Origin of the sequence: Paenibacillus larvae subsp. larvae, from assembly GCF_002003265.1 — a bacterium.
Classification (GTDB): domain Bacteria; phylum Bacillota; class Bacilli; order Paenibacillales; family NBRC-103111; genus Paenibacillus_H; species Paenibacillus_H larvae.
Genome location: NZ_CP019687.1, coordinates 2,418,255 through 2,442,095 on the forward strand (window position 1 = coordinate 2,418,255; position 23,841 = coordinate 2,442,095).

At 43.8% G+C, this 23,841-nt stretch carries 30 protein-coding genes and 1 pseudogene; 5 read left to right on the forward strand and 26 right to left on the reverse strand.

The genetic code is table 11. The annotated features are described in order from the left end of the window. Window positions 1-395 precede the first annotated feature (395 nt). The 20 genes and pseudogenes from BXP28_RS12600 to BXP28_RS12690 all read right to left on the reverse strand — a co-directional run. Window positions 396-911 (reverse strand): annotated as a pseudogene (locus BXP28_RS12600) (peptidoglycan recognition protein family protein); the annotation flags it as partial. Beyond that, complete coding sequence (locus BXP28_RS12605) at window positions 908-1,318, reverse strand: phage holin family protein (RefSeq protein WP_023484502.1); 411 nt, start codon at window positions 1,316-1,318, stop codon at window positions 908-910. The pseudogene BXP28_RS12600 and the gene BXP28_RS12605, both read right to left, overlap by 4 nt. Window positions 1,319-1,356: 38 nt before the next feature. Continuing rightward, window positions 1,357-1,518: a hypothetical protein gene (locus BXP28_RS23310; protein ID WP_167552506.1), complete on the reverse strand. Its 162-nt coding sequence runs from the start codon at window positions 1,516-1,518 to the stop codon at window positions 1,357-1,359. Continuing rightward, complete coding sequence (locus tag BXP28_RS12610) at window positions 1,511-1,903, reverse strand: hypothetical protein (protein WP_023484501.1); 393 nt, start codon at window positions 1,901-1,903, stop codon at window positions 1,511-1,513. Before BXP28_RS12610 ends, BXP28_RS23310 begins: the two co-directional genes overlap by 8 nt. A 12-nt stretch (window positions 1,904-1,915) precedes the next feature. Continuing rightward, window positions 1,916-4,015, reverse strand: coding sequence for a Kelch repeat-containing protein (locus tag BXP28_RS12615; RefSeq protein WP_051427929.1), 2,100 nt, complete (start codon window positions 4,013-4,015; stop codon window positions 1,916-1,918). A gap of 3 nt (window positions 4,016-4,018) precedes the next feature. Next, window positions 4,019-4,297, reverse strand: coding sequence for a hypothetical protein (locus tag BXP28_RS12620; protein WP_036655179.1), 279 nt, complete (start codon window positions 4,295-4,297; stop codon window positions 4,019-4,021). Then, window positions 4,294-4,875 (reverse strand): putative phage tail protein, encoded by a 582-nt coding sequence (locus BXP28_RS12625; RefSeq protein WP_235430670.1) that lies wholly within the window; start codon window positions 4,873-4,875, stop codon window positions 4,294-4,296. The genes BXP28_RS12620 and BXP28_RS12625 overlap by 4 nt, the downstream gene beginning before the upstream one ends. After that, window positions 4,868-5,944, reverse strand: a complete 1,077-nt coding sequence (locus BXP28_RS12630; protein WP_036655181.1) for a baseplate J/gp47 family protein — start codon at window positions 5,942-5,944, stop codon at window positions 4,868-4,870. The genes BXP28_RS12625 and BXP28_RS12630 overlap by 8 nt, the downstream gene beginning before the upstream one ends. After that, the gene (locus BXP28_RS12635) at window positions 5,922-6,344 is read right to left on the reverse strand and encodes a DUF2634 domain-containing protein (RefSeq protein WP_023482437.1); all 423 of its coding nucleotides are present in this window, start codon (window positions 6,342-6,344) and stop codon (window positions 5,922-5,924) included. The genes BXP28_RS12630 and BXP28_RS12635 overlap by 23 nt, the downstream gene beginning before the upstream one ends. Window positions 6,345-6,346: 2 nt before the next feature. Further along, window positions 6,347-6,634: a DUF2577 domain-containing protein gene (locus BXP28_RS12640; protein WP_023482436.1), complete on the reverse strand. Its 288-nt coding sequence runs from the start codon at window positions 6,632-6,634 to the stop codon at window positions 6,347-6,349. Then, on the reverse strand, window positions 6,634-7,602 hold the full coding sequence (locus tag BXP28_RS12645; RefSeq protein WP_023482435.1) for an XkdQ/YqbQ family protein: 969 nt from the start codon (window positions 7,600-7,602) through the stop codon (window positions 6,634-6,636). The genes BXP28_RS12640 and BXP28_RS12645 overlap by 1 nt, the downstream gene beginning before the upstream one ends. Before the next feature lie 4 nt (window positions 7,603-7,606). After that, complete coding sequence (locus BXP28_RS12650) at window positions 7,607-8,248, reverse strand: LysM peptidoglycan-binding domain-containing protein (protein WP_023482434.1); 642 nt, start codon at window positions 8,246-8,248, stop codon at window positions 7,607-7,609. Beyond that, entirely contained in the window at window positions 8,248-10,293 is a 2,046-nt protein-coding gene (locus tag BXP28_RS12655) for a hypothetical protein (protein WP_036655183.1), read from the reverse strand. Before BXP28_RS12655 ends, BXP28_RS12650 begins: the two co-directional genes overlap by 1 nt. A gap of 371 nt (window positions 10,294-10,664) precedes the next feature. Further along, window positions 10,665-11,087, reverse strand: a complete 423-nt coding sequence (locus BXP28_RS12660; RefSeq protein WP_023482432.1) for a phage tail assembly chaperone — start codon at window positions 11,085-11,087, stop codon at window positions 10,665-10,667. 19 nt (window positions 11,088-11,106) lie between these two features. Then, window positions 11,107-11,568 (reverse strand): phage tail tube protein, encoded by a 462-nt coding sequence (locus BXP28_RS12665; protein WP_036655185.1) that lies wholly within the window; start codon window positions 11,566-11,568, stop codon window positions 11,107-11,109. Window position 11,569: 1 nt separating this feature from the next. After that, window positions 11,570-12,904 (reverse strand): phage tail sheath family protein, encoded by a 1,335-nt coding sequence (locus tag BXP28_RS12670; RefSeq protein WP_023482430.1) that lies wholly within the window; start codon window positions 12,902-12,904, stop codon window positions 11,570-11,572. After that, window positions 12,905-13,087 carry a hypothetical protein gene (locus tag BXP28_RS12675; protein WP_036655187.1) on the reverse strand — a complete coding sequence of 61 codons (183 nt, stop codon included), beginning with the start codon at window positions 13,085-13,087 and terminating at the stop codon, window positions 12,905-12,907. Then, on the reverse strand, window positions 13,062-13,490 hold the full coding sequence (locus BXP28_RS12680; RefSeq protein ID WP_023482429.1) for a phage tail terminator family protein: 429 nt from the start codon (window positions 13,488-13,490) through the stop codon (window positions 13,062-13,064). The genes BXP28_RS12675 and BXP28_RS12680 overlap by 26 nt, the downstream gene beginning before the upstream one ends. Before the next feature lie 470 nt (window positions 13,491-13,960). Beyond that, window positions 13,961-14,632, reverse strand: a complete 672-nt coding sequence (locus tag BXP28_RS12685; RefSeq protein WP_036655191.1) for a hypothetical protein — start codon at window positions 14,630-14,632, stop codon at window positions 13,961-13,963. Window positions 14,633-14,734: 102 nt separating this feature from the next. Then, on the reverse strand, window positions 14,735-15,184 hold the full coding sequence (locus tag BXP28_RS12690; RefSeq protein WP_023482427.1) for an ArpU family phage packaging/lysis transcriptional regulator: 450 nt from the start codon (window positions 15,182-15,184) through the stop codon (window positions 14,735-14,737). A 243-nt stretch (window positions 15,185-15,427) separates the two neighbouring features. On the opposite strand from BXP28_RS12690, the gene BXP28_RS12695 reads away from it, so the two are divergent. Together BXP28_RS12695 and BXP28_RS12700 are read left to right on the forward strand one after the other, a co-directional pair. Then, on the forward strand, window positions 15,428-15,883 hold the full coding sequence (locus tag BXP28_RS12695) for a helix-turn-helix domain-containing protein (protein ID WP_023482426.1): 456 nt from the start codon (window positions 15,428-15,430) through the stop codon (window positions 15,881-15,883). Window positions 15,884-15,911: 28 nt separating this feature from the next. Then, window positions 15,912-16,346: an ImmA/IrrE family metallo-endopeptidase gene (locus tag BXP28_RS12700; protein WP_036655194.1), complete on the forward strand. Its 435-nt coding sequence runs from the start codon at window positions 15,912-15,914 to the stop codon at window positions 16,344-16,346. A gap of 317 nt (window positions 16,347-16,663) precedes the next feature. Here the strand turns inward: BXP28_RS12700 and BXP28_RS12705 are convergent, their stop codons facing one another. The 5 genes from BXP28_RS12705 to BXP28_RS25145 form a co-directional block, all read right to left on the reverse strand. Further along, window positions 16,664-17,140, reverse strand: a complete 477-nt coding sequence (locus BXP28_RS12705; protein ID WP_036655196.1) for a hypothetical protein — start codon at window positions 17,138-17,140, stop codon at window positions 16,664-16,666. 52 nt (window positions 17,141-17,192) lie between these two features. Continuing rightward, complete coding sequence (locus BXP28_RS12710) at window positions 17,193-18,674, reverse strand: hypothetical protein (RefSeq protein WP_023482425.1); 1,482 nt, start codon at window positions 18,672-18,674, stop codon at window positions 17,193-17,195. Window positions 18,675-18,688: 14 nt separating this feature from the next. Further along, window positions 18,689-19,744: a nucleoid-associated protein gene (locus BXP28_RS12715; protein ID WP_023482424.1), complete on the reverse strand. Its 1,056-nt coding sequence runs from the start codon at window positions 19,742-19,744 to the stop codon at window positions 18,689-18,691. A gap of 109 nt (window positions 19,745-19,853) precedes the next feature. Continuing rightward, window positions 19,854-20,111 (reverse strand): hypothetical protein, encoded by a 258-nt coding sequence (locus BXP28_RS12720; protein ID WP_036655198.1) that lies wholly within the window; start codon window positions 20,109-20,111, stop codon window positions 19,854-19,856. Window positions 20,112-20,575: 464 nt separating this feature from the next. Continuing rightward, the gene (locus BXP28_RS25145) at window positions 20,576-20,713 is read right to left on the reverse strand and encodes a transposase (RefSeq protein WP_077585076.1); all 138 of its coding nucleotides are present in this window, start codon (window positions 20,711-20,713) and stop codon (window positions 20,576-20,578) included. 173 nt (window positions 20,714-20,886) lie between these two features. Between BXP28_RS25145 and BXP28_RS12730 the strand changes: the two genes are divergently transcribed. Next, window positions 20,887-21,198 carry a hypothetical protein gene (locus BXP28_RS12730; RefSeq protein ID WP_024095081.1) on the forward strand — a complete coding sequence of 104 codons (312 nt, stop codon included), beginning with the start codon at window positions 20,887-20,889 and terminating at the stop codon, window positions 21,196-21,198. A 408-nt stretch (window positions 21,199-21,606) separates the two neighbouring features. Beyond that, complete coding sequence (locus BXP28_RS12735; RefSeq protein WP_036655200.1) at window positions 21,607-22,464, forward strand: hypothetical protein; 858 nt, start codon at window positions 21,607-21,609, stop codon at window positions 22,462-22,464. A gap of 55 nt (window positions 22,465-22,519) precedes the next feature. On the opposite strand, the gene BXP28_RS12740 is transcribed toward BXP28_RS12735, so the two are convergent. Continuing rightward, window positions 22,520-22,759 (reverse strand): hypothetical protein, encoded by a 240-nt coding sequence (locus tag BXP28_RS12740; RefSeq protein WP_036655202.1) that lies wholly within the window; start codon window positions 22,757-22,759, stop codon window positions 22,520-22,522. Between the two features lie 197 nt (window positions 22,760-22,956). On the opposite strand from BXP28_RS12740, the gene BXP28_RS12745 reads away from it, so the two are divergent. Further along, window positions 22,957-23,787, forward strand: a complete 831-nt coding sequence (locus BXP28_RS12745) for a hypothetical protein (protein WP_036655205.1) — start codon at window positions 22,957-22,959, stop codon at window positions 23,785-23,787. The last annotated feature ends 54 nt before the right edge of the window (window positions 23,788-23,841 follow it).

The window sequence follows — 23,841 nt, forward strand, 5'->3', positions numbered from 1 at the left end:
AAAAAAACCGGATCAGCGTATTTTTATAAGCTGTAGAGAGAAGAAAAGAGAGAATGAAAGAATTGGATAAGGGCATTATCCCGCAGTTTCCTGTAGGGACATGTCTGCCTGGGATAATGCCTTTTTTTCTTTGGAATCTAGCAAATTTGCCTCATCCGGATAATCGACATAATAGTCAGGAGTTCCTCCGGGGTCATCTCACAGCCGTAGGCTTTCTCCACTAATGTATAGTCGTTTAGCACCGGAGGAACAATCTTGCCATCAACAGATTCATGATACATCCGGTTCAGTTCCCCGGCAAGCTGTCTCCATGTTTCCAATGGCAAATTCATCTTCATGCCCCACCACTCCGTTTCCCTGATTAGATTGGTATTCTTGTTCTCCATTTCAACACATACATCATTTATAAATTGTTCGAACGTCTTCCCGCCTGTTGCAAGTGCCGAATCCGGGTCCACCTTGCGGCCGGGATCAAGCGTTTTGTGGCTGACTATATGCTTGCGCGGGTTTAAGTCAAATTTCCTGCACAGGTAAGCAAAATACCACACGTACCGACGGTAGGCCTTCTCAAAATGGATGTGTCCGCCATAGCACAGTTCAACTCCGACCGCCGCATCATTTGCGCTGCATCCGTATAACCGTTTGTCTGTCGGAACATCGTAGCGCACGTGCCATGCTTTTTCATTAAGCGGGATAATCTCCAGGATCTCTGTATCGTCGATAAAGACGTGAGCAGATGCGCTGCGTTCTGTCATCGTATTGAAATAATTTCGGTTATTTCGGGCCGTTGACCCGGGATTCCCGGTATCATGGGCTACAAGAAAGACCGGACCCCTTAATTTGGAGCCCGGCCTTGTATTGTCCCGGATGCGGATATAGTCTTGGGTGATGGAGTATTGGTTTCCATTCAATGCTTATCCCCCTTTTCCTTTTCGGATTTTCCTTTCAACACGGCTATAGCTTCTTTCAGAAACGGAGGAATAGGCACACCGATCCGCCCGCAATTTTCCAGTATACTTACCATTTCATTGAAGATATAAAAGATGACGACCGCATCACGGAGAAACGGGGATTGTCCCAGATAAATATCAATTTTGTGGGAAATAACCACCAGGATAAAGATCGTGATTTTACGGGCGATGCCGATATATCCGGCTTTGCTTACCAGAGTTCCTTCCAGAAAGGCCGATATCATTCCGGTAATGTAATCTACAATGACGCAAAATAGTAAAATATCCAGCGCTGCCCCCCACCCTCCAAACAAATAAGAAACCGCCCCTCCTCCCGCCGCTACAGCCGGCTTTAATACTTTCTCCATGTTATCCTCCTGTTTTTGAGCATAAAAATAACGCCTTATTATTTGGCGCTAACTGATTCTGATTCTTCTTCCATTTTCCCAAGCTTCTTGCCGACTATTTCCCGGAGATTGTACAGGTCAGGGACTTCGCTGTATGGATATACTCCAGCAACCACCGCTCTGCACCAAACGTCCACACAGATACTGACTTCATTAAACATCTTTCTTACCTCCCAATGCTAGTGTTAGCTCCATAATGGCTTTATCCATATCTTCCTTTTGCTTATTCAAAGCTTCTTCCAGGTCACTGATTCGCTGCTCAGGCACTGGAGAATCTGGATGGGCTTCGGCATTCTCCTGCTCCTCACGCTCTTTTACAATGTGTTCAAACACTTTTTGTGCTTTTACCTCCAAGCTGTCGTTCTCTTCAAAAAGGTTGCCGCCAGCGTTAGCATTAATGATTTGGATGTCTTCAATTCGCGTGATCCTGCCGTTTTCGGTAATAAGAATCAGGTCTGCATCCTCCCAATGCGGATTAGATTCTAACACCTTATTTGCAGGAACTCCGTTGATGCTTTCTTTTTTGTCCCAAATGGTATATTCCATGCTTACATCCTCCTAGTTAAGAATTTTTGTCCACTTTTGACCATTGCCAAAATACATGGGCTTATAGACCAATTCGGCTAATTTGTTATAGTAATAGGCAGAATTAAATTGTATCCGTTGGCTGTACTTAATGCCTAATTTTGTTTTATTAGGTATGCTTACATCTTTCGCTGTTCCGTTTTCAAATACCAAGGAGTTAGAAGGAAATCGATCCGATGTAATACTATAAATCTCTAGTTTGTTGAGGTAGCTACCATCATACCCGTCTATTACATAGATTTTATCCCCCACTGCGCTTGAAGTTAGAGAACTCCTTGCCGTTGGCATGCTTGTTCCCACTTTCCAAGTGTTTGTGGCTGTATCGTAGATCTCTAGTTTGCTAATAAGGTCGCCACCACTCCCGCCTATAACGTAGATTTTATCCCCTACTGCGCTTGAGGTTAGATAGCTCCTTGCCGTTGGCATGTCTGCGCCTGCTGTCCAAGTGTTTGTGGTTGTGTCGTAGATTTCCAGTTTGCTTAGACTGTTACTACCATCATACCCACCTATTACATAGATCTTATCTCCAACTGCACTTGAGGTTAGAAATCCCCTTGCCGTTGGCATGTCTTTACCCGATGTCCATGTGTTTGTGGTGGTGTCGTAGATCTCTAGTTTGCTTAGATAGTTACCAACATACCCACCTAACACCCCACCTATTACATAGATCTTATCTCCAACTGCGCTTGAGGTTAGTAATCTTCTTGCCGTTGGCATATTTGCTCCTGTTGCCCATGTGTTTGTGGTGGTGTCGTAGATCTCTAGTTTGCTTAGATGACTATTACCATCCCAACCACCTATAACATAGATTTTATCCCCTACTGCACTTGAGGTTAGATCAGACCTTGCCGTTGGCATGCTTGCGCCTGTTGACCATACGGCTGTATCGTAGATCTCAAGATTACTAAGGAAACTACCATCAAACCCACCTATTACATAAATTTTATCTCCTACTGCGCTTGAAGTTAGATCGCTCCTCGCCGTTGGCATGTCTGCTCCTGCTGTCCAAGTGTTTGTGGTGGTGTCGTAGATTTCTAGTTTTTTGAGGTATCTACCACCATACCCACCTATAACGTAGATTTTATCCCCTACTGCGCTTGAAGTTAGATCATCCCTCGCTGTTGGCATGTCTGCTCCTATTGTCCAAGTGTTTGTGGCTGTATCGTAGATCTCAAGATTACTAAGGAAACTACCATCAAACCCACCTATTACATAAATTTTATCTCCTACTGCGTTTGAAGTTAGACCGCTCCTCGCCGTTGGCATGTCTGCTCCTGCTGTCCATGTGTTTGTGGCTGTATCGTAGATCTCTACTTTGCTAGAACCACTCCCGCCTATTACATAAATTTTATCTCCTACTGCGTTTGAAGTTAGACCGCTCCTCGCCGTTGGCATGTCTGCTCCTGCTGTCCATGTGTTTGTGGTGGTGTCGTAGATCTCTAGTTTGTCCCTACCACCAAACCCACCTATTACATAAATTTTATCTCCTACTGCGCTTGAAGTTAGATCATCCCTCGCTGTTGGCATGTCTGCGCCTGCTGCCCATCCAGTACCTTCGGAAAAAGCATTTGTATACACAACATGTTCAATTTCATTTTGCTCATCCTGTATCCAAAACCCCGTTTTCTTGATTGGCTCTGTAGGCTGTACATATATCGGAATATTGCCGTTATCAATGCTCCGGATTTTTGTTGCTAAGTCTTTAAATGCGTCCTCCTTGGTTGCGGACACTCCCTGGTCAGTAATGGCCTTAGCAACTTGTTCTTTCCCATCACTGACAGAGGTAAAAAGCTCGTTTATCGTAGTTTCAACATCTTTGCCACTTCCGGTTTGGATATCAGACGCAGCAAGCACCACATCCCCCGTTTTGTCGTTTACGGATTTGACGGGGACTTCGATATTGTCTACCTTCTGGTCTGTATATTGTTTAGCTTCATTCAATGTCTCAGCATCTTTCTGGTCCACGAGATTAACCGCAGCCAAAGCTTCCTTGATCCCGCCTTCAATCCGGTTGAAGTCTCTTTCTGTTACCGTATCTTCCAGCTTCCAGTCTGTCTTAGGTATATAGGCCAAGAATCACACCTCCTCCACGAATAAAGTTTGTTTGATCACGGTATCTGAAGTGATTGGAATGAATACTTCGTTCCTGCTAATCAGCTGATCATCAGATGTTTTCAATTCAATCAGGCTGATGTTGTCCATCGCCCCTTTCGGGACGATGTATTCAAGGTTGACGGTGTTGCCTGTGAATGTTTTTTGTACTTGTTCCACCTGGTAGGAGGAATTGAGATATACGGTAGCGATCTTGTCACGGGCATAGTCCGCCACTTCTTGGATAAACGAAGAAATGATCATTTTACTAGTACCTCCTTCCCTCTCTCCGCAAATGGGGTCCGTCCAACCTTCCAGGAACCCAGCTTGGTCAAGCGGCGGATGGGAGTCATATAAATATGCTCGACGATCCCTATCCCGTCCTGCAGGGAAGTTTCCTGATGATAAACGAGGTTAGCCGGCTTGATGGAATGAACGGTATGCTCGACTTCGCGGAATACGGAAGCATCATTGATTTTTGTCCTGACTTTTAACACAAAGTCCTGCGGATCTACACTGGCATTGGCACGTCCTCGCCCTATTAGATAATCCAGCCGTTCCTGCAGATACCGGATGGTGAAAGGAGGCTTGGTGGAATAGCGGTTAATAATCCGCTTTTTCCGGAAATCGAGGCTTTCTTGTTTGGGATCGGACTGGATGCCCAGTTCCGTCTCCCTCCGCTTAATCGCTCCCTCATCCGAAGACAGCACGAACTGGTTGTTTAGGAGTCGTTCCTTTTCGATCTCCAGCAGCCTGGCTTCTTCGCCTAAAGTCTTCATAAGTTCCTCGAATTCCCGGATATCCCGGTAATAATCAGGCATCAGCCCCATCCATCTATCCAACGTGAACACCTCCAAATACCGGTACTTCCTCGCTGCCAAGTTCCAGATTGCCGGCAGCTCCGTTCAGCTGTGTTCCCGCTATGTCTGCTACGCCGCTTACGGTCAGGATACGCGCCTCCAGCTGGCTCACCCGGACAATAAGCTTGTCCTCAATTTCCCAGTCTTTCCGCAAAGCAAGCAAATACTCGGATACTACGCTGTCCAGTTCCTCCCGGATTTGTCCCACGGTAACTCCCCGGTTCAATACCAGGGTCGTACTCACCTCGATTGTAACGGGGTGAACCGGAGCAATGGTTACGGCATGTCCAATGGGGGCCCAGCCAATGCCCTTTCCGGTATTCTCCACCAGGTCAATCTCCGTCTGAATATCTTCCACCAGTTGGGCCGACGGAGGTGTATAGTCACTCGCGATAATGGTGCACTTGACCGTGCCGCCGCCCTTCCAGGACGGAAATACTTTCACTCCTCCTACACCGCCGATAGACTTGACTTTACGCTGATAATCCGTGATATTTCCCCCGAACGGCTTTTCGTTCAATTGTTCGAAATAACGCTGGCGGAGGTGTTCATCCTCCTCTTCATTTTCGGCAGGGACCAAAACATCTGCCAGCTGCGCAAACGCCAGCCCCCCGATATATTCAACAGGCAGCAGCTTGCCGAAATGCTTGTTGCCAACCTCACCTGCTGCCTCACATTCCATGACATATTCTCCGGGGCCCAATCTTTCCACAACTTTAAATCCGGCATTCTCTGCGGAAAAACGGCTCTGTAAAGGAACTTCCTTCGGCAAGCCGTCCTTGTCCAGAAACACGCCTTTTCTCTTTGCATAGGTAGCCGGTTTCCGGGTAAGGCCGAAGTCCGCCACATTCCGGTCCAAATATTCCCCGGAGGCCGTACTGGCCGAAGACAGGTTCCAGTTCAGATCCAGATCGGCATAGGCTTCAGCCAAAGAAAACGCTAAAGGCGCCAGGGCATCGCAGATGATACTGCCTTCCCTTTTGTCCAAATCACCGGGCACCCGCTCCAGCATCCGCTGCAAAATCTTGTCATAGGTCTGATGTTCGTACATCCTGCTTCACCTCCTTATGCTCATCCCATTTTCCGAACAGACTGGTCACCGTGAAAGAAACAAGAACCCGGTCCTCCGAAGCGGAAAAACGGAATTCGCCGACTTCTTCAATACGGTCATCCTGCAATAGAGCTTCGGAAATTCTGCGCTTAAGCTCGGACTGTACATAAAGGGGGGCCTGGCCGATTAACCCTGTCAGTTCACTTCCATAATCGGGACTGTAGATCAGATGCTCATACCTTTCCGTGTGCAGGATTTTGTGCACGGCCTGCCGGATAGCCTCCAGTCCATCCACTCTTCCGGTGATCCTTTTTTCTTTCAGGTTGACATCGTACGTAAGGCTTGGCTGTACGGTCCGTTCATCATTTTCTGTTTGAATCCTGTATCCGGTCGGCAGCATGGCTACACCGCCTTTCCAAGAATGACAAAACTGTGGCCGCCCTGGGCACGAAGCAGAATCACCCGGTCACCCTTTCTAAGCCCCTGACGAACGGGGATAGTCTGGCCTTCTACCGTTGGCTGATATCCCGTAACATGCTCAGGGACAATCAAAAAATCCTCTGAAAGAGAGAATCGCTGATCGACACTCACTTCAAGAGGATTCGCTTTCGTTACTTCACCAAACAGGATAGATACAGGGTTGCTTGTATCGACAGCGCCAAGAGCAGCCTGCTTGATAATGTTCAGCATTATATCACCTTCAAATCTAACGTCATCGTATGGTCGCCGCCTTCAAATTTATGCGTACATTCATCGACAAGGAAATATTGTCTGATCCCCAGTTCCTTGATGACAATGGGCACAAAACAACCCGCCCTTAGCCGGATATCTCCGATAGCCGTGACCTGAATCGTCCGTTGTTCGCGGTTTTTTACGGCGATCAGATTGTTCAGGACCTCCTGGATTTGGGCACTGTTCATCTTGTCCTCCATCTTTTTAAACAGCTGAAGGCGTCCCCACCTTGCTATATTGGCACTGTCCTGAGCCACATATACGTCCCGGGCCTTGCTCTCCTTATTATCCTGGACGAGTTTAATCCGGTTATAGGTTTCCCCGTCGATCGATCTTTCATAGTCGTAATCCGTCATTAAACTGAAGTCACCCAGAATAACATCCGCTTTCATCTCTTCTATGTTGCGGAGCGTAAGCTTGCCGAAGTCGTCGTAAAAGACGTAATTTCTTGTTGTGGCAATCAGCGTTGAATCAAGCGCCTTACATATGATATCGAGCAGTTTTTTATCGTCCTCCACCAGGGAGGGAACCTTGTATCCCGTATCGGCAAGCGTACCGATTGAAAGCTGAAAATCACTGGCAATACGCCGGATTATCTCGGTAGCAGACGTGTTTTTGAACACGTAAGTATCGTTATAATTCAGGTATCTCATCTGATCATAAGCGGTGATTTTCACCTCTGCATCCGGACCGCTGCTTACTTTGAAAATATATCCGTAGAACACATTCACATCATCCAGCTTGAAACGGATCACGTCCCCATTGTTATAGCCGAAAGCCGGGCTTTGGTAGATTCCTTTTTTCAGGCAGGTGAGGGAGAGATCGGACGGTTTCCCGATCCGGCTCGTTTTATAACTCATGCTGACAATAAGCTCCGAGATATCCCATACATTCCCGTTGCGATTATCGAGAAGAATCTCTTTCATGGTCTCACCTTAACCTTATGATCGTTCCGACTTTTAATTTCTTGGTCTGTTCGTCTGTCAGCTTGTTCAGCTTCAACACCTGTTTCAGCTCACAGCCGTACTTTTTGCATACCCGGAACAGATTATCTCCCGGCTTCATGTTATAAGTGGGGGGAGTAATCCGTTCATCCACGCGTTCGGGCTTGACTTCTACCTCTGAAGGGGACGTAACCGTGACCCGGTTTGCCGAATAAAAGACATATTTCTTCAAAGACAGCTTGTATTCGATATCCCCGGGAGAACCCGCTTTTTCTTTATAATCAAAATTTTCAATGCTGACCGCCAGGTTGATATCAACCGTATCCCCTACATAAACAAAACGGATCGGCCTGTTGGTGGCCCACCATTTTTCAATATATTCAATGTAGTGAGAGGGCTGCAGAAGAATGGCATCCTGTTCTATAAACGGATAGTCCGCTGCGGGAAAAAGACTTTCAAATTCAATCCCGGACAGCTTCCGGTCCTGAATCACGTTCACTTCCCCAAGTCCCAACACGTTATATGTCTTGCCATTCCCGCCACTCTTTACTTCGATCGTCTCGGGGTTGACCGGCAGCTTGAAGCCTTCCTCCTGGTTGTTGTAGCTGAGCCAAATTCCTGACCGCATTAGGCATACACCCCCTGGGCAGCCGTGATAAATTCTTCCTCCAGCTTTTTCTCAATCCGGTCAATAATCGTATCAATCGAATATCCGCTGTTGATGTCGCCGGTAGTCATTTGAACCGTTGGAGTCAGGGAGACGAAATTCTGTATGCTCTTCATTTCCGCCAGTTCCCGCATGACCTTCAGGTCTTCACTTGAGATATCCACCTGATCCTCGATCGATCCAACTTTATCCACACTGCCCACATTCTCCAGGGATGCCGGCATCTGAGGCATTTGCGGCATGGAGGGCATTTGCGGCATCGAACCGGTATTGTATCCGAAAGAAGGCAGACCCGGGACCTTGGCTCCTCCTGAACCGCCTGAAGGAATTGCCGGGTTCTTGCTTCCGGCGTCCCATTTTCCTAAAGCATCCATATCCGGTTTCAGATCCGGCAGCTTCATGTCCCCTAACTGCTGCACCAGATCGGAGCCCGTGCTGTAGCCCTTGCTGAAAGCTCCATCCAGCGTTTTTTGTCCCATTTTATATTTGGAGAAATCAGCTACATGTTTATTGGAAGCCGGTTTCGGTATCGAATTGAGGGCCCCTTGGAGCGAGTCGCTAAGAATATGGATATTGTCAGCATCCAGTAAAGTAATGGTCGAAAAACTGGTACCGAAAATACTATTGAGCTTCTCTGCAAACCAGTTGATCCCGCTTAACACTTTATTTACGGCTGACAACATCAATTTCACGAATCCGCCGGCGAACGTTTCAACACTGCGCAGCATATTGATCATGTACCCGCCGAATACCATGGCCAGATCATAGATCAGCTTTTGAATGGCATAGACCGGGTCCACAAACAGATTGGCAAAAAACTCCCCGAAGCTGACAAGGGTATCCCATAATAAAGCGACACTGTTATAAATAAAGGCAAACAAGGCATAAAAGCTGCCCATGATCGTGCCTACGATTTGTTCCGTCGTAACCCAGCACTGCATCAAGATAAAGATGAGCAACCCGATAGCCAGTCCAATAAGCAGAATGGGCCATTGGGCCATCAACCATGCACCCGCCTGCATCATAATGGGGGCGATCATTGACCATAGCGTGACCAGGATGATGGGCAGCAGACCGAAAGCAATAGGAACCCAGTTTTCAAGCAAGATGCCGGCAAGCCAAATCACATTGTTGGCAATCCAGGCCAATGCCTGGCCAATCAGGGTCAACCCGATCATGAAGATTTGGAAAAAGGGCTCAAACGTACCGTTCTGAAGCGCATTACCGAACAAATCCAGGAGAGGAGCCAATGCCGTCAGGGCTCCTTGGCCGACCATGGCGAATTTGGCCGTCAGATTGTTCAAAATCCCCTCCCATTTCAAAGCAGGGCTGTCCAGCATCGTTTCAAAGGCCTGCTTGCCCATCCCTTGCTTTTCAAGCAGCTGATCAAAAGCCGTGATGAACCCCTCGATGTTCCCGGATTTCGCCAGATCCTCAATCTTGAATGCCTGCAAATCCGCTTTTGGAATATTGAAGCTTTTGGCCAGGGAAGAAGCATCTCCATTCAGCGCTTCCTTCAGGGCGTCAGCCGCCCCCTGGATGCCCTTGCCTCCCGTATCGAAAACAGACATTTGTCTGGCAAGCTGGCTTAACCTGCTGATCTGCCCGCTGTCTTTCGTACTGGAAAAGAACGTCAGGGTCCCGGACAGGGAATCGTTCACATCCATTCCTGTTTGCACGGCCTCCTGCCTGAATTTATCAAACATGGCAGTACCGGCATCCTGATTGCCTGTTCTGGCTATGAACGCATTCTTCATTCCCTGTTCTTCGGCAGCTCCCCCAATCGCCAGTTTGGCGAGCTTCTTGGCATTTTCCAGGTTAAAGCCGATTTTTTTGACCGTATCCGCCAGGGAGAGGGTTTTCTTGTTCCCCTCCTCCACAGCTTTATTGAAGTTCTGCTGAACCGTCACATTCTGCTGCAGGACTTGCGTAATTTTGTTCATTGACGTAAAGGTCTGATTGGAGATTGAATGAAATTGATTTAAGCTGGCTGCTACTGTTGTCATCCGTTCCACCTCCTTTAAACTGTACTGGCAAAAGATATTTTGCCTGAAAACGATAGCGTCCATAGTGCCCGCCTTCAGAACCGGAGAACCCCCTCCCTGGTTGAATCCCCGGTTCCAAAAGGGACGGGGCTGCTGTCCCAAAAGTAATCCATGATTTCGATGAATGGATCAATCCCAAATCCGTACGAGATTTGATCCTTACTTTCTTTTCATCTTGGCCTGCTGCTTCTTTTCCTCCTGAATCCGGATGTCAATCATCGCGTAGATCACGGCTTTTTCACGCTGTGACATGCGGACTAATTCGTGCGGCAGGATATTGAGTTCATGGAGGGCGTAGTAAGCGTAATTCGCTTCCCCGTCGCCCCCGAAAATTAGTTTTTTACTTCTTCTTTAAGCTCATTCAGATCCTTATCAAATCCGTTAATCTGCTGGACTTTCTCTATCAGTGCGGCATACTCGCCCGGAAGCAGCATAACCCGCAGCAGGTTTTCGGCCCCCAGGGTACCGTAAGATTTTTGCAGTTCAGCATCTTTCAAATCCGGATATACTACACTGCCAACTGCCAATTTGGCCAAGTACAGGTCACTGTTGGTTTCAGACAGATAAGTCCCGTTTTTGGCCTTCACTTTTTTCGTGGCCGCTTTCCGGTGTTCCTCGTTCTCTGCTTCCGTCATGCAGCGGATTTTCCACAGGACCGGTTTCCCGTCTTTTGTTTTGAAACGGTTCGAAACAGCGAATTCCTCCATAATGCCCGCTTCCGCATTCTGTGCATAGAACAGACTTAAATCACTCATGCCTCATTCTCCTTTTTTCTTAATTTTTAGGGGCCGAAAACGAATCCATCAGATCCACATCTTCAAACGTAAAGCTGACTTCTTCCTCCAGCACATCGCTTTCCGTATCCAGTTTGGCCATAACGACCTCATCCAAATTGACCCCTTTTAAAATAACGGTCTGCTTGCCTATACTGGAAGCCGGATCATCGTTGACGACCATAATATCGAAGTAGGTGTCTACCCCGTTCTTCATGTAATTCAGCATGATCTTACGGAAGGTGGAGGTCACGGTATAAATTGTCATTTTGCCTTCACCTGTCCAGCCGGCAGCTTTGTGCTGCACGACCCTTCTTCCGAGTGTTTTCACTTCCGCCTTGTTCTTCTTGACCGTTGCCTCCACATTTTTGGCATAAAACATCGGTTCAACTTTCCCCTCAATCGTGGCAAAAGCACGGCCTTCCTGACCGGAAATCGTATCGCGAGCCATTAAGTAGTCCATCTTACTCCACCTCTACTTGCATATAGATTTTTTCGATTGCATCCACAGGCTGCACCTGAATATGAACCACAATACTGTCTGAGTCTTGACCTGCCTCCACGCTGACATCTTTCTGTGCGTCAAAATCCTGAATGGCATTTAAACGCTGGTAGGATTCAAACAATTGCACCAGTTCTTTTTTGAACAGGTTTCTTCCATCAGCGTTATTGTCCATCTGGCCGATATAATACTGCTCGTACACCCGTTTGCTGTCATTGGCAAGGCCGTCCAGCGTACGGATGACCCGGTTTTTGGCAAAATGCTTTCCTTTCTTGGCCGTTACCGTCTGGAACGTGTTAATATCTTGCTCCACCACGGCTTTTCCGTTGTTAGCGACAAATAAAAATTCTCCCTGGCGGAGTGCTTGTTCCACTTCCTGATGAGTGTATCTTGTATCCGCATCGACAGCTCCTTCATAAGCCTGGAAGGTGAGGGATTCGTTCGCCCCTGCCGAAGCTGTGGCGGCTGCCGTCCAAACCGTAGCTTGAGCAGCATTCAGTCTGGTTCCGTCTTCCAGGATCACCCCGTTCTTCACACTGATGATGCCTTCATCATCCGCTTCCTTAAAATTAGCCATCACGGCCTGGATTTTCCTTCCTTCCCCGTCTCTCCACCGTTTCACTTGAGCGGCAACCAAAGTTTTTAAAGTTTGGCTATCCTTGCTGTCGTAAGGCAGCGCAAGGGTATGGAACTCATGAGAATCGATAGCGTTCAGAAAATCCATGTAGTCCTGATAGGTGGCCTCTCCATCCTGGCCATCCTTTAAAAAGACCGCTGCTGCCGGAGTTAATGCCGCATCTTTAGCCGGCATTATGAACTCAACCCATGCATTTCCTTTCAAATCCCCCGCTTTGCCCACGGTTTGGCGGTGTACTTCCCGGCCGTCCAGATAAGTTCGGATATCGGTCTTGGCTGTATCATCGATGTTGGCTTCCACGAAAACGGACAGACTGTTACCGCGTTTTCCCGGATATACGGCCTGTACCGTCAGATCCCCCAATGAAGCCTGGGCTTTCGTTCCTTCGTTTACTCTGTACAGTTTCACGGTTTTGGCCCGTTTGAACGCTTCTTTCACCAGCAGCATCTCCGGGTCCGTCAGTTCATATCCGAGAATCTCCTTGATTTCTTCCCCTGCCTGAAGGGTTAGAATTTGTTTGACGGGTCCCCAGCCCAGTTTTGCAGGAAAAGCTGCGGTTCCTCTTTCTCCCATGGCTCCCAGTGTTTTTTGCTTGGTCGCTGTATTGATATAGACTCCCGGTCTTACTTTGTTTTGTGCATCCCATGTTCCGCCTGCCATTTAACGTACCTCCCTGTTCAATAAATCCTCGATCAGCTGCTTGGCCTGTTCGCATGTATAAGTTTCGTCATCCTTCAAAACAACGGATAAAAGTTGTTTTTGCATTGTCGTAAATTGTTTGGACTCAAGGAATTGCGCCTTGCTGAAGACAGCCGGCTTAACGGCTTGTTTCGTTTTGCTCACGGATAGTTCCCTCCTGCTTCCATTGTTTCATTTTCGTTCCCGGCGTTTCGGGCTTCGTTACGAACACTTCCAATACCAAAACGGCCTCGACCTGATCATCCTTGAAGACCATACTCATCTGGCCCGGCCTGACCGTATACTCGCCCAGACGGATATATTCCAGATGGGCCGAAAGCTTTTGTGCCGTATCATAGGCATCTGCACAGCTTTGGGGTTTGTATTGGATTTTCACGGTAAAAAGCTGCCTGAACCGCAGCCCGACCTGCCGCTCCTGCCTGTAATCCGAAAGGGAAATAAAAAAATCACCCGGTTCCCACGGGTCCTTCACTTTCTCGTCATACAGGCCTGCATCCGGAAATGGTTCCCTCAGAGCAGCTATTACGGCATCGATCCATGCTTTCATGCCATCACTATCCAATCTCTTTCATGGATAGCTTGTTTCACCTCCTTACGCTTTCATGTTGTCTTCCTTTCTCCTGGTTCCCTATCAAACGGCATACAAAAAAGCCCCAGAGCATCAAAAGGATGTTCATGGGACTTCTTAACATGTTAGCCATCAGCAATTAATAAACCCGATTCGATCAGAGGCGGGTTCGAGGTTAATTGCTGAAACGCACGCGCCGGATATGAGGAAGTCAAAACAAGAGATGGAAACCAAACGGAAGGGACCAGCTTTATGGTTTTGTTCCGGTTATTCCGGAATACATGAGTGTTTTCTGGTGTGTCTCATTTGATTTCCATGTTATAATCATAAGCTGTAGAAAGGCGAATGACACACACATCTTCCTCAATTTTTTCTTATTTTTCCCGCTTCAATAATATGATATGAAGAATAGATGGAGACAAAAATAGCCTGATGAATTCCTCAGCAGGCTATTTATTTTTCGAGGCAGCTTTACTTATCCGGATCAAGTGGGTTGATCCTATAAGAATGAACAATAAACTTAGAAAAGCCAAACCATATGGATAAATAAAGGGAAACCAGAAGCTCGGATGAAAGTTCAAAATATCTGAATGATATCCTATTGCAGAGCCGGATGTACCGCTTTTCATAATCAATTTAACGGCGAGAGGATTAGAAGATCGGTCTTCATAAGTAACAAGTTCTTTGGTTACTGTCCCATCTTTATCTATGTAATATAGATACCAATGACGTTTGGTTAAAATTGAGGGATCCTCGTTATACTCCGTGTTTGCATTTTGAACGGCAACGGTTTGTATACGTCCCTCTTCTTTGTTCTTTACCTCCAGAAAGCCCAATATCCCCCAATACCTATATTCCGATTTGTTATGGATTGAAACCTTAAAAGGATCGATAAGTGGTTGATTATCCAATCTCACTTCCAAATGTGAGTTCTCTTCTGCAATTTTAAATATATGAGAATCGATCTGAAATTCCGGACTTGTGGGTATAATTGAGGTAATGCTATAGTTCTCATTCAACCTGGACTCAATCTGTTTTTCCTTCATGATAGAAAGTAAAGGGGGACCAGAGTAAAATAAGAGTAAACTGCCAATAATCAACATAATAAGTTTTCTATTCACCATTAACCTCCTTTGAATTCCATGTTCACATTCTCCTTCCGCTTTTTTTGAATGAATTACATTATCAGTTATACAATAAAATCTTTTTCCCGTATACTGCTGTCACTTCTCTTTCTCTACACCGATGCCCAGAGCCAAAGCCAGCTTGTAAAAAGCTTTCCAGCGTATTTTTGCATAGGTACCCTCGCTAATGGGCGGGTCAAATATCTGATTATAAACCACATAATCATACACATAATCCTGCTTCAGGTAACGTTCGCGAATCAGCAGCTGTTCCTTGGGATGAAGACGGCTGACCGCCTGATCAATCCGCTCACAATACTCTTTGCGCATAGCCGGAGTGTCCACATTATAGACGGCCACATTCGCTGTCTGGTCACTGATCCGGTTAGTAGGGCCGTGTAAACGTTCCGTATAAGAGGAAGTAATTGAAGTCTCCCTGGCTTCAAATGTGATAGTCTTGTAAATACGGTACTTTTCCAGGGCCGCCTCGACGGCTGCTTGTGTCTTCTTGCGGTCTAATTCGGGTAATGGATAGGAAATGGGAGCCATTAGGATAACCACCTTTAGTTAAAATGTAAGTATAAATAATAGATGAATAGATAGGATAGGTAATTTAAATACCCTTTTGGATAAAAAAATGAGTTCCCCTCTGTTCACGGTATTGACGTTACCATGTTTTTCAGAGTAAACTAACGGTACACTCAACGGATTAAGATAATTTGATTATAAAAGGTATTAAAAATACCGTCAAGTATTTAAAATACCCTTTCCATACGGGAGGTCGGTCCTAAGATGTCGATTGGCGAAAGAATCAGACAGCGCAGAAAATTACTTCAAATAACCCAGCTTGAAATCGCGGAACAATTGAAGATGGGGCGTTCTAATTTTGGACATATTGAGAACGGCAGGGTAACTCCCTCCAGCTCAGATCTGCAAAAAATCGCAGACATTCTCCAGACAAACGCTGACTATCTGCTGGGCCGTACAGACGACCCGTCTCCGCAAGGGGCAGCAGCCGGCCTAAAAACCTACCCGGAATGGGCCACATCCAAGGACAAACGTGATCTAAAAAAAATGCTGCAAAGTCCGGACGTCCTGTATTTCGACGGCATCGAATTTTCGGATGAAGACCGCGCCAAAATGCTGGGGGTCATGGAAACGATCTTCTGGGAAGCCAAAAAGATGAACAAAGAAGTTAATCGAAAAAGCCGGGAGAAAAAGAACAACCGCAACAACAAAGAACTCTAAGAGGCGGCTACTTCAGGAGGGATGAATTTTGGACATCCAGCGGCAGACCAAAAAGCTGTTTCGCAAATATCAAACAAACTGCCCTTTCACCATAGCCAAGATGCTGAATATTCATGTGGTCTATCTGGATCTTCCTATGAGTGTCAAAGGCTACTGCCAGCATGTGCTTCGCCGGAAATTCATTGTACTCAATCAAAATCTGGAGGAGGAAACGGAGCGGAGATTCGTGTGCGCGCACGAACTCGGGCATATGATCCTGCATCAAGGATTCAGCCATTACTTTCTCACCCGCAACACTTATTTCGTCTCCAGCAAATATGAACGTGAAGCTCATCAATTCGCTATCCATTTGCTGCTGGCAAATTGTGAAATGCAAAGGGATGAGACCATTCAGACACTGTTCAAGAGATGCGGCATACCAGAGAAAATGGAAATCTACTTTGATCTGTCAACTGAAAAGTGAGGGCATCTGAGGGATGACTGTTCTTTGCGCGTCTCTTCCGGCGCGCATTGGCGCTGCACGGCGGGTGGTCAGACCCCCACGCAGGCGTGAAGAGACATGAAGAGAAAGTCTATCCGGTAAAGGAAAAAGGTTTTGCTTCCGGCGCTGTTCGTTTCAGGGAATCTGAAAAGGAAGTTTTTCGCCATTTCCCGGAATGAAAGGCCTCTGGTTGCTGTACATTACGCTATCCCCTCTACAGCTAAAACCTTTTACCTAACAGGCAACGTAATCCGTAAATTCTTGATATCGACCGGGGCATCTAGAGAAGATGCCTCTTTTTATTTGTTTAGGGCAGCTTTTCTTATACGGTTCAAATGGCTGAAAAAATGGCTTGACCCTATTAGTATGAGCAGAAGTCCCGCAATAGCAAAACTATATGGATAAACAAAAGGAAACCAGAAGCTCGGATGACGGTTCAGAATATCCGAATAGTATCCTATTGAAGAGCCGGATGTATCACTTTTCATAATCAATTTAAAGGCAAGATAATTGGACGACCGATTTTCATAGGTAACATGCTCTTTGGTTACTGTCCCATCTTTATCTATGTAATATAGATACCAATGTCGTTTGGTTGAAGTTGAGGGATCCTCGTTATACTCCGGGTTTGTATTTTGAACGACAACAGTTTGAATACGCCCCTCCTCTTTGTTCCTCACCTCCAGAAAGCCCAATATCCCCCAATATATATATTCTGATTTGTTATGGATTGAAACCTTGAAAGGATCGATGAGTGGTTGATTATCCAATGTCACTTCCAAATGTTCTCCTCTGCAAGTTAAAACGGGTGAGAATGAATATTCCGGACTATAGATCAAGCATTAAGGTTATATACAAGTTGTTTGTAACTATCAGACCATTGTTAGATTTTGTATTGTTTGTGGTAAACATACCGTCAGGTAGTCGGAGACCTATTACAATCAACAAAATCATTAATGCAATAAGTCCAATTATTACTCGTTTGTAAAGCTTCAAATATGAATTAACATTTTCAACTCCCGGATCTATATATATTTTTTTTATATCTTCGAGATCATCTTCCGCCAAAACCACAAATTTAGACGTATATTTTCCATACAATCTTGTAATTTCATTCTTTCGTTTCTCAATATAACTGCGATTAAATAAGTATGAAAATATAAACAACAGTGCATGGAATATAAGCGCTATGATCAAATACCATCGTTCACCTTTAGATAACCCCAAAGAGGCAGAAAAAATTGCTGTAATAATTCCTATAAGCGATGTATTAATATAAGTCAGCAACTTATCTGATTCTTTTTTTAGATCTGACCCAAATTTATGTGCTTCTTTTACAACATCTTTTCGATCGTTAAAAAATTTTTTGATACTGTCTTGTATATAGGCTGAAAAATGATTCGAGATCGTTTTTTCAATTTTCGGGAGCAACTCATCTATTTTTGCAGCAGAGTCGGTCGAATTCAAATAGATTGTAAATATATTTCTGGCAATTTCAATTTTGTCGTTATAATGTTTCTCCTCGTAACAAAAACGATAGATATTAAAGATAGCTAGAGCATTTTGAACACTCAGTTCTTGCGACGGTGAAATCTCAGTTGTCTTATGTCCCCTAATTACTATCTTTCCATATTCTGACATTTTGTTTGCTATATAAAGAAGACTTGCATGAAATAAATTTTGATCAAACCAAGATTTAAAAGAACCAGTTAAGCCATCAATCTTATAGTAATTCGGTAATGGATGTCTATCTCCACCGCGAGCAACTTCGTCATGAATTTTTCTAATTAGATCAAATTCTTCCTTCGTTTTTTCGCTTAGCTTATTAGCAGATGTAATAGCATTTAATCCAATAGGGATAAGCTTTAAATACGAATTTGAGTAAGGTTTTTCAATTGGTAGATGAGTAATAATTTCTTTTTCTACATTAATACTTCGAAACAGTTCACTGTTAAGTACATTAAAATGCTTAAAAAAATATTGATTCTTGAAAAAAACAAACGTATTCTCAGACAAACAGAGCTTAACTCGTTTATTAATCGTAAGTTTTAGTTCCAATTGAGCATCTGTATTCATGAAACGGTCATTTTGTTTAAAGGCGTTAAAGTCCAATCTTCTTTCCTCATACAAAATCTCAAAACTTACATCAAAATTTCTAAAAACCTCTTCATACCTCTTCGAAATGATTCTAATCATTGGTAGCGGCACAGAGTAGTTGACAGTGAATAGACTGGGGTCCTCTGAACACTCCTGTTCAAATGACTCCAATTCCGACAAAATTGCTAAAAATGTATTTAGCAATGAATCCATAACAGTATAACTCCCTACTTAAACTTTTCTTTTAGTTCCACACCTTTAATTTTAATTATCGTTGTTACGGAACCGTCTTCTTCTTTTTTATATTCAAGGAATACCTTAGTGTCCATATCTTGAAGAGGAAATTGAATTTTAATTAATCTATCTGGGTCTGCAAACATTGCGATTGTAGGTCTTTTCTCAGCAACGAATTCAAACATGACGTTCTCTCGTTTTTGAACAAGCTTTTGCTTGAACCCATCTATTTTATTTACCCGATCAGCATCTCCCGCTATGTATGTTTTGAAAAGGTTGTCCAAGTCTCGATCCAAGTCAACATCATTTCCTTTGCTGAGCAATCGGTCTACTTTTGCGTTAAAATCAACAATCTCCAATTGTGTTCGAATAATCTGTTCTTGAATTGCATACTCAGCCAGATTAACGCTAACCAGTTCTGTCATAGCTTTGTTATCAATCAACGCTTGTGATTCCAGAAAGGATAATAGAAAATACTTAGAAACCTCACCTGTTACCTGCTGCTTGTCTAGTACTTTCAGATGGAATTCATCTTCCCAAAGAGTTGGACTAAGTTTTATAAAAGCACATTTATGGAGCCTTTCGTTTACACTAGGCAAAATATCTTCTTGAACAACAAACTTATAATTTGTACGATCAATTTGAATAGCTTTGTTAGGATCCATTTTGAGAATCGCAAGGTACGGAAGGCCAGTATCCAAATCGTTGTATAAAATAAAAATTAATGTCCCCGAACTTCTTGAACTCGAAGCTTTCATCACGTTAAAAAGTAGCTGGGTCATATTGGTGCTATTATTAATAAATAAATGATCGTCAGCAAGATCTTGAGATATTTCCAAGCAACCGAGAAAAACAGCCGCATCTTTATGCGTGAATGTACATACTTTTATTTGTTTTGCAATAACTGCATTTGAAATATGGCTAGAGAAGAACTCAAGTACCTCTGCAGGAATCTGCGATAGGTCCATGAGCTGCTGATATGTTTTCGGGCTGGCTTTGTCCAGAGCTAAATCATGGGCTATTAACTTCGATATCTCTATATTCGGCAAAATCCTACGCTCCCTTATGTAAAAAAGTACTATTTTAATGTACCATAAAGGGAGAGTATTGAATAGGATATTTTTCCATAGGGAAGAAAAATTGACAAATTCCCCTTGTTCATTCTATATCAAGTGATAATTGCAGTTCTTTAAACCGGTCTTTAAAATCGCACACACCATCCCAAGTACCAAGATCTTTTCTGAGTTGGTCGACTGTAGGCAATTTCGGATTTAAAAAAGCAAATAAAACCTGAGCACCTGCCTCTTCGTCGCTACTTATATCGACATACTGTTCCTCAATATTTTTAATAAGTGTATCGTCTATAATAACATCACAGGTGATGAACAGTTTGGCTCGAACTACTCTCGAATTCAATATTATCGTCCTCCATAATTACAGCTTATAAAATATAATTGACAATTTATGCCCCTGTTAATCATATATATTCTTGAGATCCTAACCTAGAAGACAATTTTACACCTACAGATACGAATCAGGAGAAAAATAAAACTTACTTGTAACAAAATCAAAAAACACCCCAAACATCGGTTGTCAGTCCCGAGTTTGCGGTGCTTCCGCTAGTACATGATATACTTCAAAAATAACTTTAATGCTCCCCATTGTCAAGATACGATTTTTTCAGGAATAAGTTATGTCCTCCTTTTCATGTTTTAGGTCGCGATCCCATCAATAGGGTGAGCATAGAATTCGTCGGGTCGATCACTTTGCGGCTATACTAATCGATGATGTTGAATAGGTAAATGGAACCCCGTACTCCTTCTTACTTTATTAGCATCACTCGTCTTCTTCTCAAACACCATTGAACCCCGCTCAAGGAACTACGCTTTCCAACGGCTAATCATCACTGGGCTTAATTCATATCTGGCTGTAATCTCATTGACGGTCTGCTCCTTACGGAGCACCTCTAACACGACCTTCGTCTTAAACTCTGAGGTATATCGGTTTCGTTTTTCCATAGTGTTATATAACTTATTTATCACTCTCCCGTGTCACAACTTATGGGAGCATTAAAATTGACGTATATTGGGAAACGGAAGGAGAGGGTGCAACGTTCAACTTTGAAAAGTTTCCCAAGTTCATAGAGTGGTTTACGAACTTCAACTTAAAATCAGTTTTGGAGCAATTTAGGGTGGGAAATCCGGTTCGCTACCAGTTTCTATCTGGGCCTATCACTAGCGAGGTTGTTGAGAATCCGGATGTACACGTCACTTATTTAGACTGTTCGTCAAACGACATACGGGAAATGGACAAACCGACATCATACCCGGGTTTAAACTATTTGCAATTTACAAACAAAGACTATTACGCTGTGATCCCATATTATTTACAGGACGGAACTATAAAGGGCTTTAACGGAATGGAATTGGGACAAACAGAGAAAATCACGTATATAGCAAACAATGTAATTCTTCTTATTGTCGACAAAACGACAAAAGAATAATTGAGTATAGAAGCAGGCCATGTTCAAAATGGCCTGCTTCTGCATGCAGCTTTCTCGATATTTACTTGCTTATACCAGTAATCAGGCTTCTATTATGCGGTATAACAGCAAATTGAGAAGTTTGAGGAAATTGGTTCTTCGAATCACAAAACCAATAAATCGGCAAATCAGGCAAACCTGTTTCTTGAAACAGTAGTAATTTCAATAGGAAGGGTTATACTCATTTATTTCCAAAACTTGTTTATATTTCTGGAAAATAAAGAAAAAGATCGGTATACTAGTTATGCATCCTATATTCTTACTTGACATCTTACGGAATGTACAGATGTTTTTTTATTTCTCAAGCCTCATTTCATAATGTTTCAAGCACTATGTTTGCTGTAGAGCCTTTTATATTGGAGTGATGTGATGAAAAAAGGTGCAGGTATCATTTTGCTGTTATTGGTTTTCCTCCTTTTCCTGGGTGGCTGTACATTACAGGAGGAGTATGATGAAAGTGGCCGCAAAAAGGATACTTTTATTCCGTTGAAAAGTCCCAATATGTTCACCTTAAACTTTCATGACCTGTTTGACCAAATTTTCGCCAAAATTAAGGCTGAAAATAACAAAGTAGCTGATCCGACTATAGATATCCTGTTTACTCCCGGAGGAGAAATTATGGATGTGGATTGTTCCGTTCATGCACTGATGGAATCCTCGGAGTCGGAAGATCAATACGACTTGGAGCTGTATAGAATCAGGAATAACCATAGCACCGATACAAAAAACCGGCAATCCCTTCCAGAAGCATTCTCGGCACCTTCTTCAGCCATGACGGGAATTGACGTATATCGGGAATCGGGAGGGTACTATGACGGGAGATATATGGACATGTTAAACTTTCAAAAGTTCCCCAAGTTCATAGAGTGGTTTGCGAACTTCAACTTAAAATCAGTATTAGAACAATATACGGTGGGAAGCCCGATTCGCTTTGAACTTCAATCGAAAGTTATAAGTGAGGTGGTTCAAAATCCGGATGTGCATGTTACTTACCTGGATTGCTCATCAAACGACATACGGGAAATGGACAAACCGGAATCATACCCTGAGTCCCATTATTTGAAACTTACCGATAAAGACTATTATGCCGTGATCCCCTATTATGTACAGGATGGAACCATAAAGGGGTTTAACGAAAGGCATATGGGGCAAACAGAAACAGATAAAATAACGTATATAGCTAACAACGTGATTCTTCTTATTGTCGATAAAACGACAAAAGGATAATTGAGTATAAAAGCAGGCCATTTGAACATGGCCTGCTTCCGCATACTACTCGATATTACTTGCTTATACCAGTAATCAGGCTTCTATCATGAGGCATGACACCCATTTCAAATCCCAAATCAACAAACCCGTGTGCTTCCCCCGGGATTAAGCTTGCCCATTGGTTGCTTCCGGGGAGCATTTTGGCGGTGCATAGAATCCAGTGCGGGTAGGATTCTCCCGTACTAGATGATGCCAAAATTTCGATTTTAGTTCCCGGCAAAAAGATCGCTATGATAGGAAAATCTGTGCTCATTTATTTCCAAAAATTGTTTATATTTCTGGAAAATGAAGAAAAAGATCGATATACTGGTTAAGTATCCTGTTATTTCCTCTCAATGGACTGATCACATCTTACAGAATGTACAGATGTTTTTTTATTTCTCAAGCCTCATTTCATAATGCCTTAAGCAGTATGTTTGGTATAGAGCTTTTATAATTGGAGTGATGATGATGAAAAAAGGTACAGGTATCGTTTTGCTGTTATTGGTTTTCCTCCTTTTCCTGGGTGGCTGTACATTACAGGAGGATTATGATGAAAGTGGCCGCAAAAAGGATACTTTTATTCCGTTGAAACGTCCCAATATGTTCACCTTAAACTTTCATGACCTGTATGACCAAATTCTCGCTAAAATTAAGGCTGAAGATAATAAGGTAACTGATCCTACAATTGATATCCTATTTACTCCCGAAGGTGAAATTATGAATGTAAATTGTTCCGTTCAGGCACTGGAGGAATCCACGGAGGATCAAGACAACATGGGGCTGTATAGAATCAGGAATAACCATAGAACCGAATTCAAAAACAAGCAATCCATGCCAGAAGCATTCTCGGCACCTTCTTCAACCATGACGGGGATTGACGTATATTGGGAATCGGAAGGAGAGGGTGCAACGTTTAACTTTGAAAAGTTTCCCAAGTTCATAGAGTGGTTTACGAACTTTAACTTAAAATCAGTTTTGGAGCAATATAGGGTGGGAAATCCGGTTCGCTACCAGTTTCTATCTGGGCCTATCACAAGCGAGGTTGTTGAGAATCCGGATGTGCATGTTACTTACCTGGACTGCTCGTCAAACGACATACGCGAAATGGACAAGCCGGAATCATTCCCGGGTTTAAACAATTTGCAATTTACAAACAAAGACTATTACGTTGTGATCCCCTATTATGTACAGGACGGAACCATAAAGGGCTTTAACGAAATGGAATTGGGACAAACAGAAAAAATCACGTATATAGCCAACAACGTGATTCTTCTTATTGTAGACAAGATAGAAGAGTAAATAAGCACAGAAGCAGGCCATGTTCAAAAATGGCCTGCTTCTGCATACAGTTTT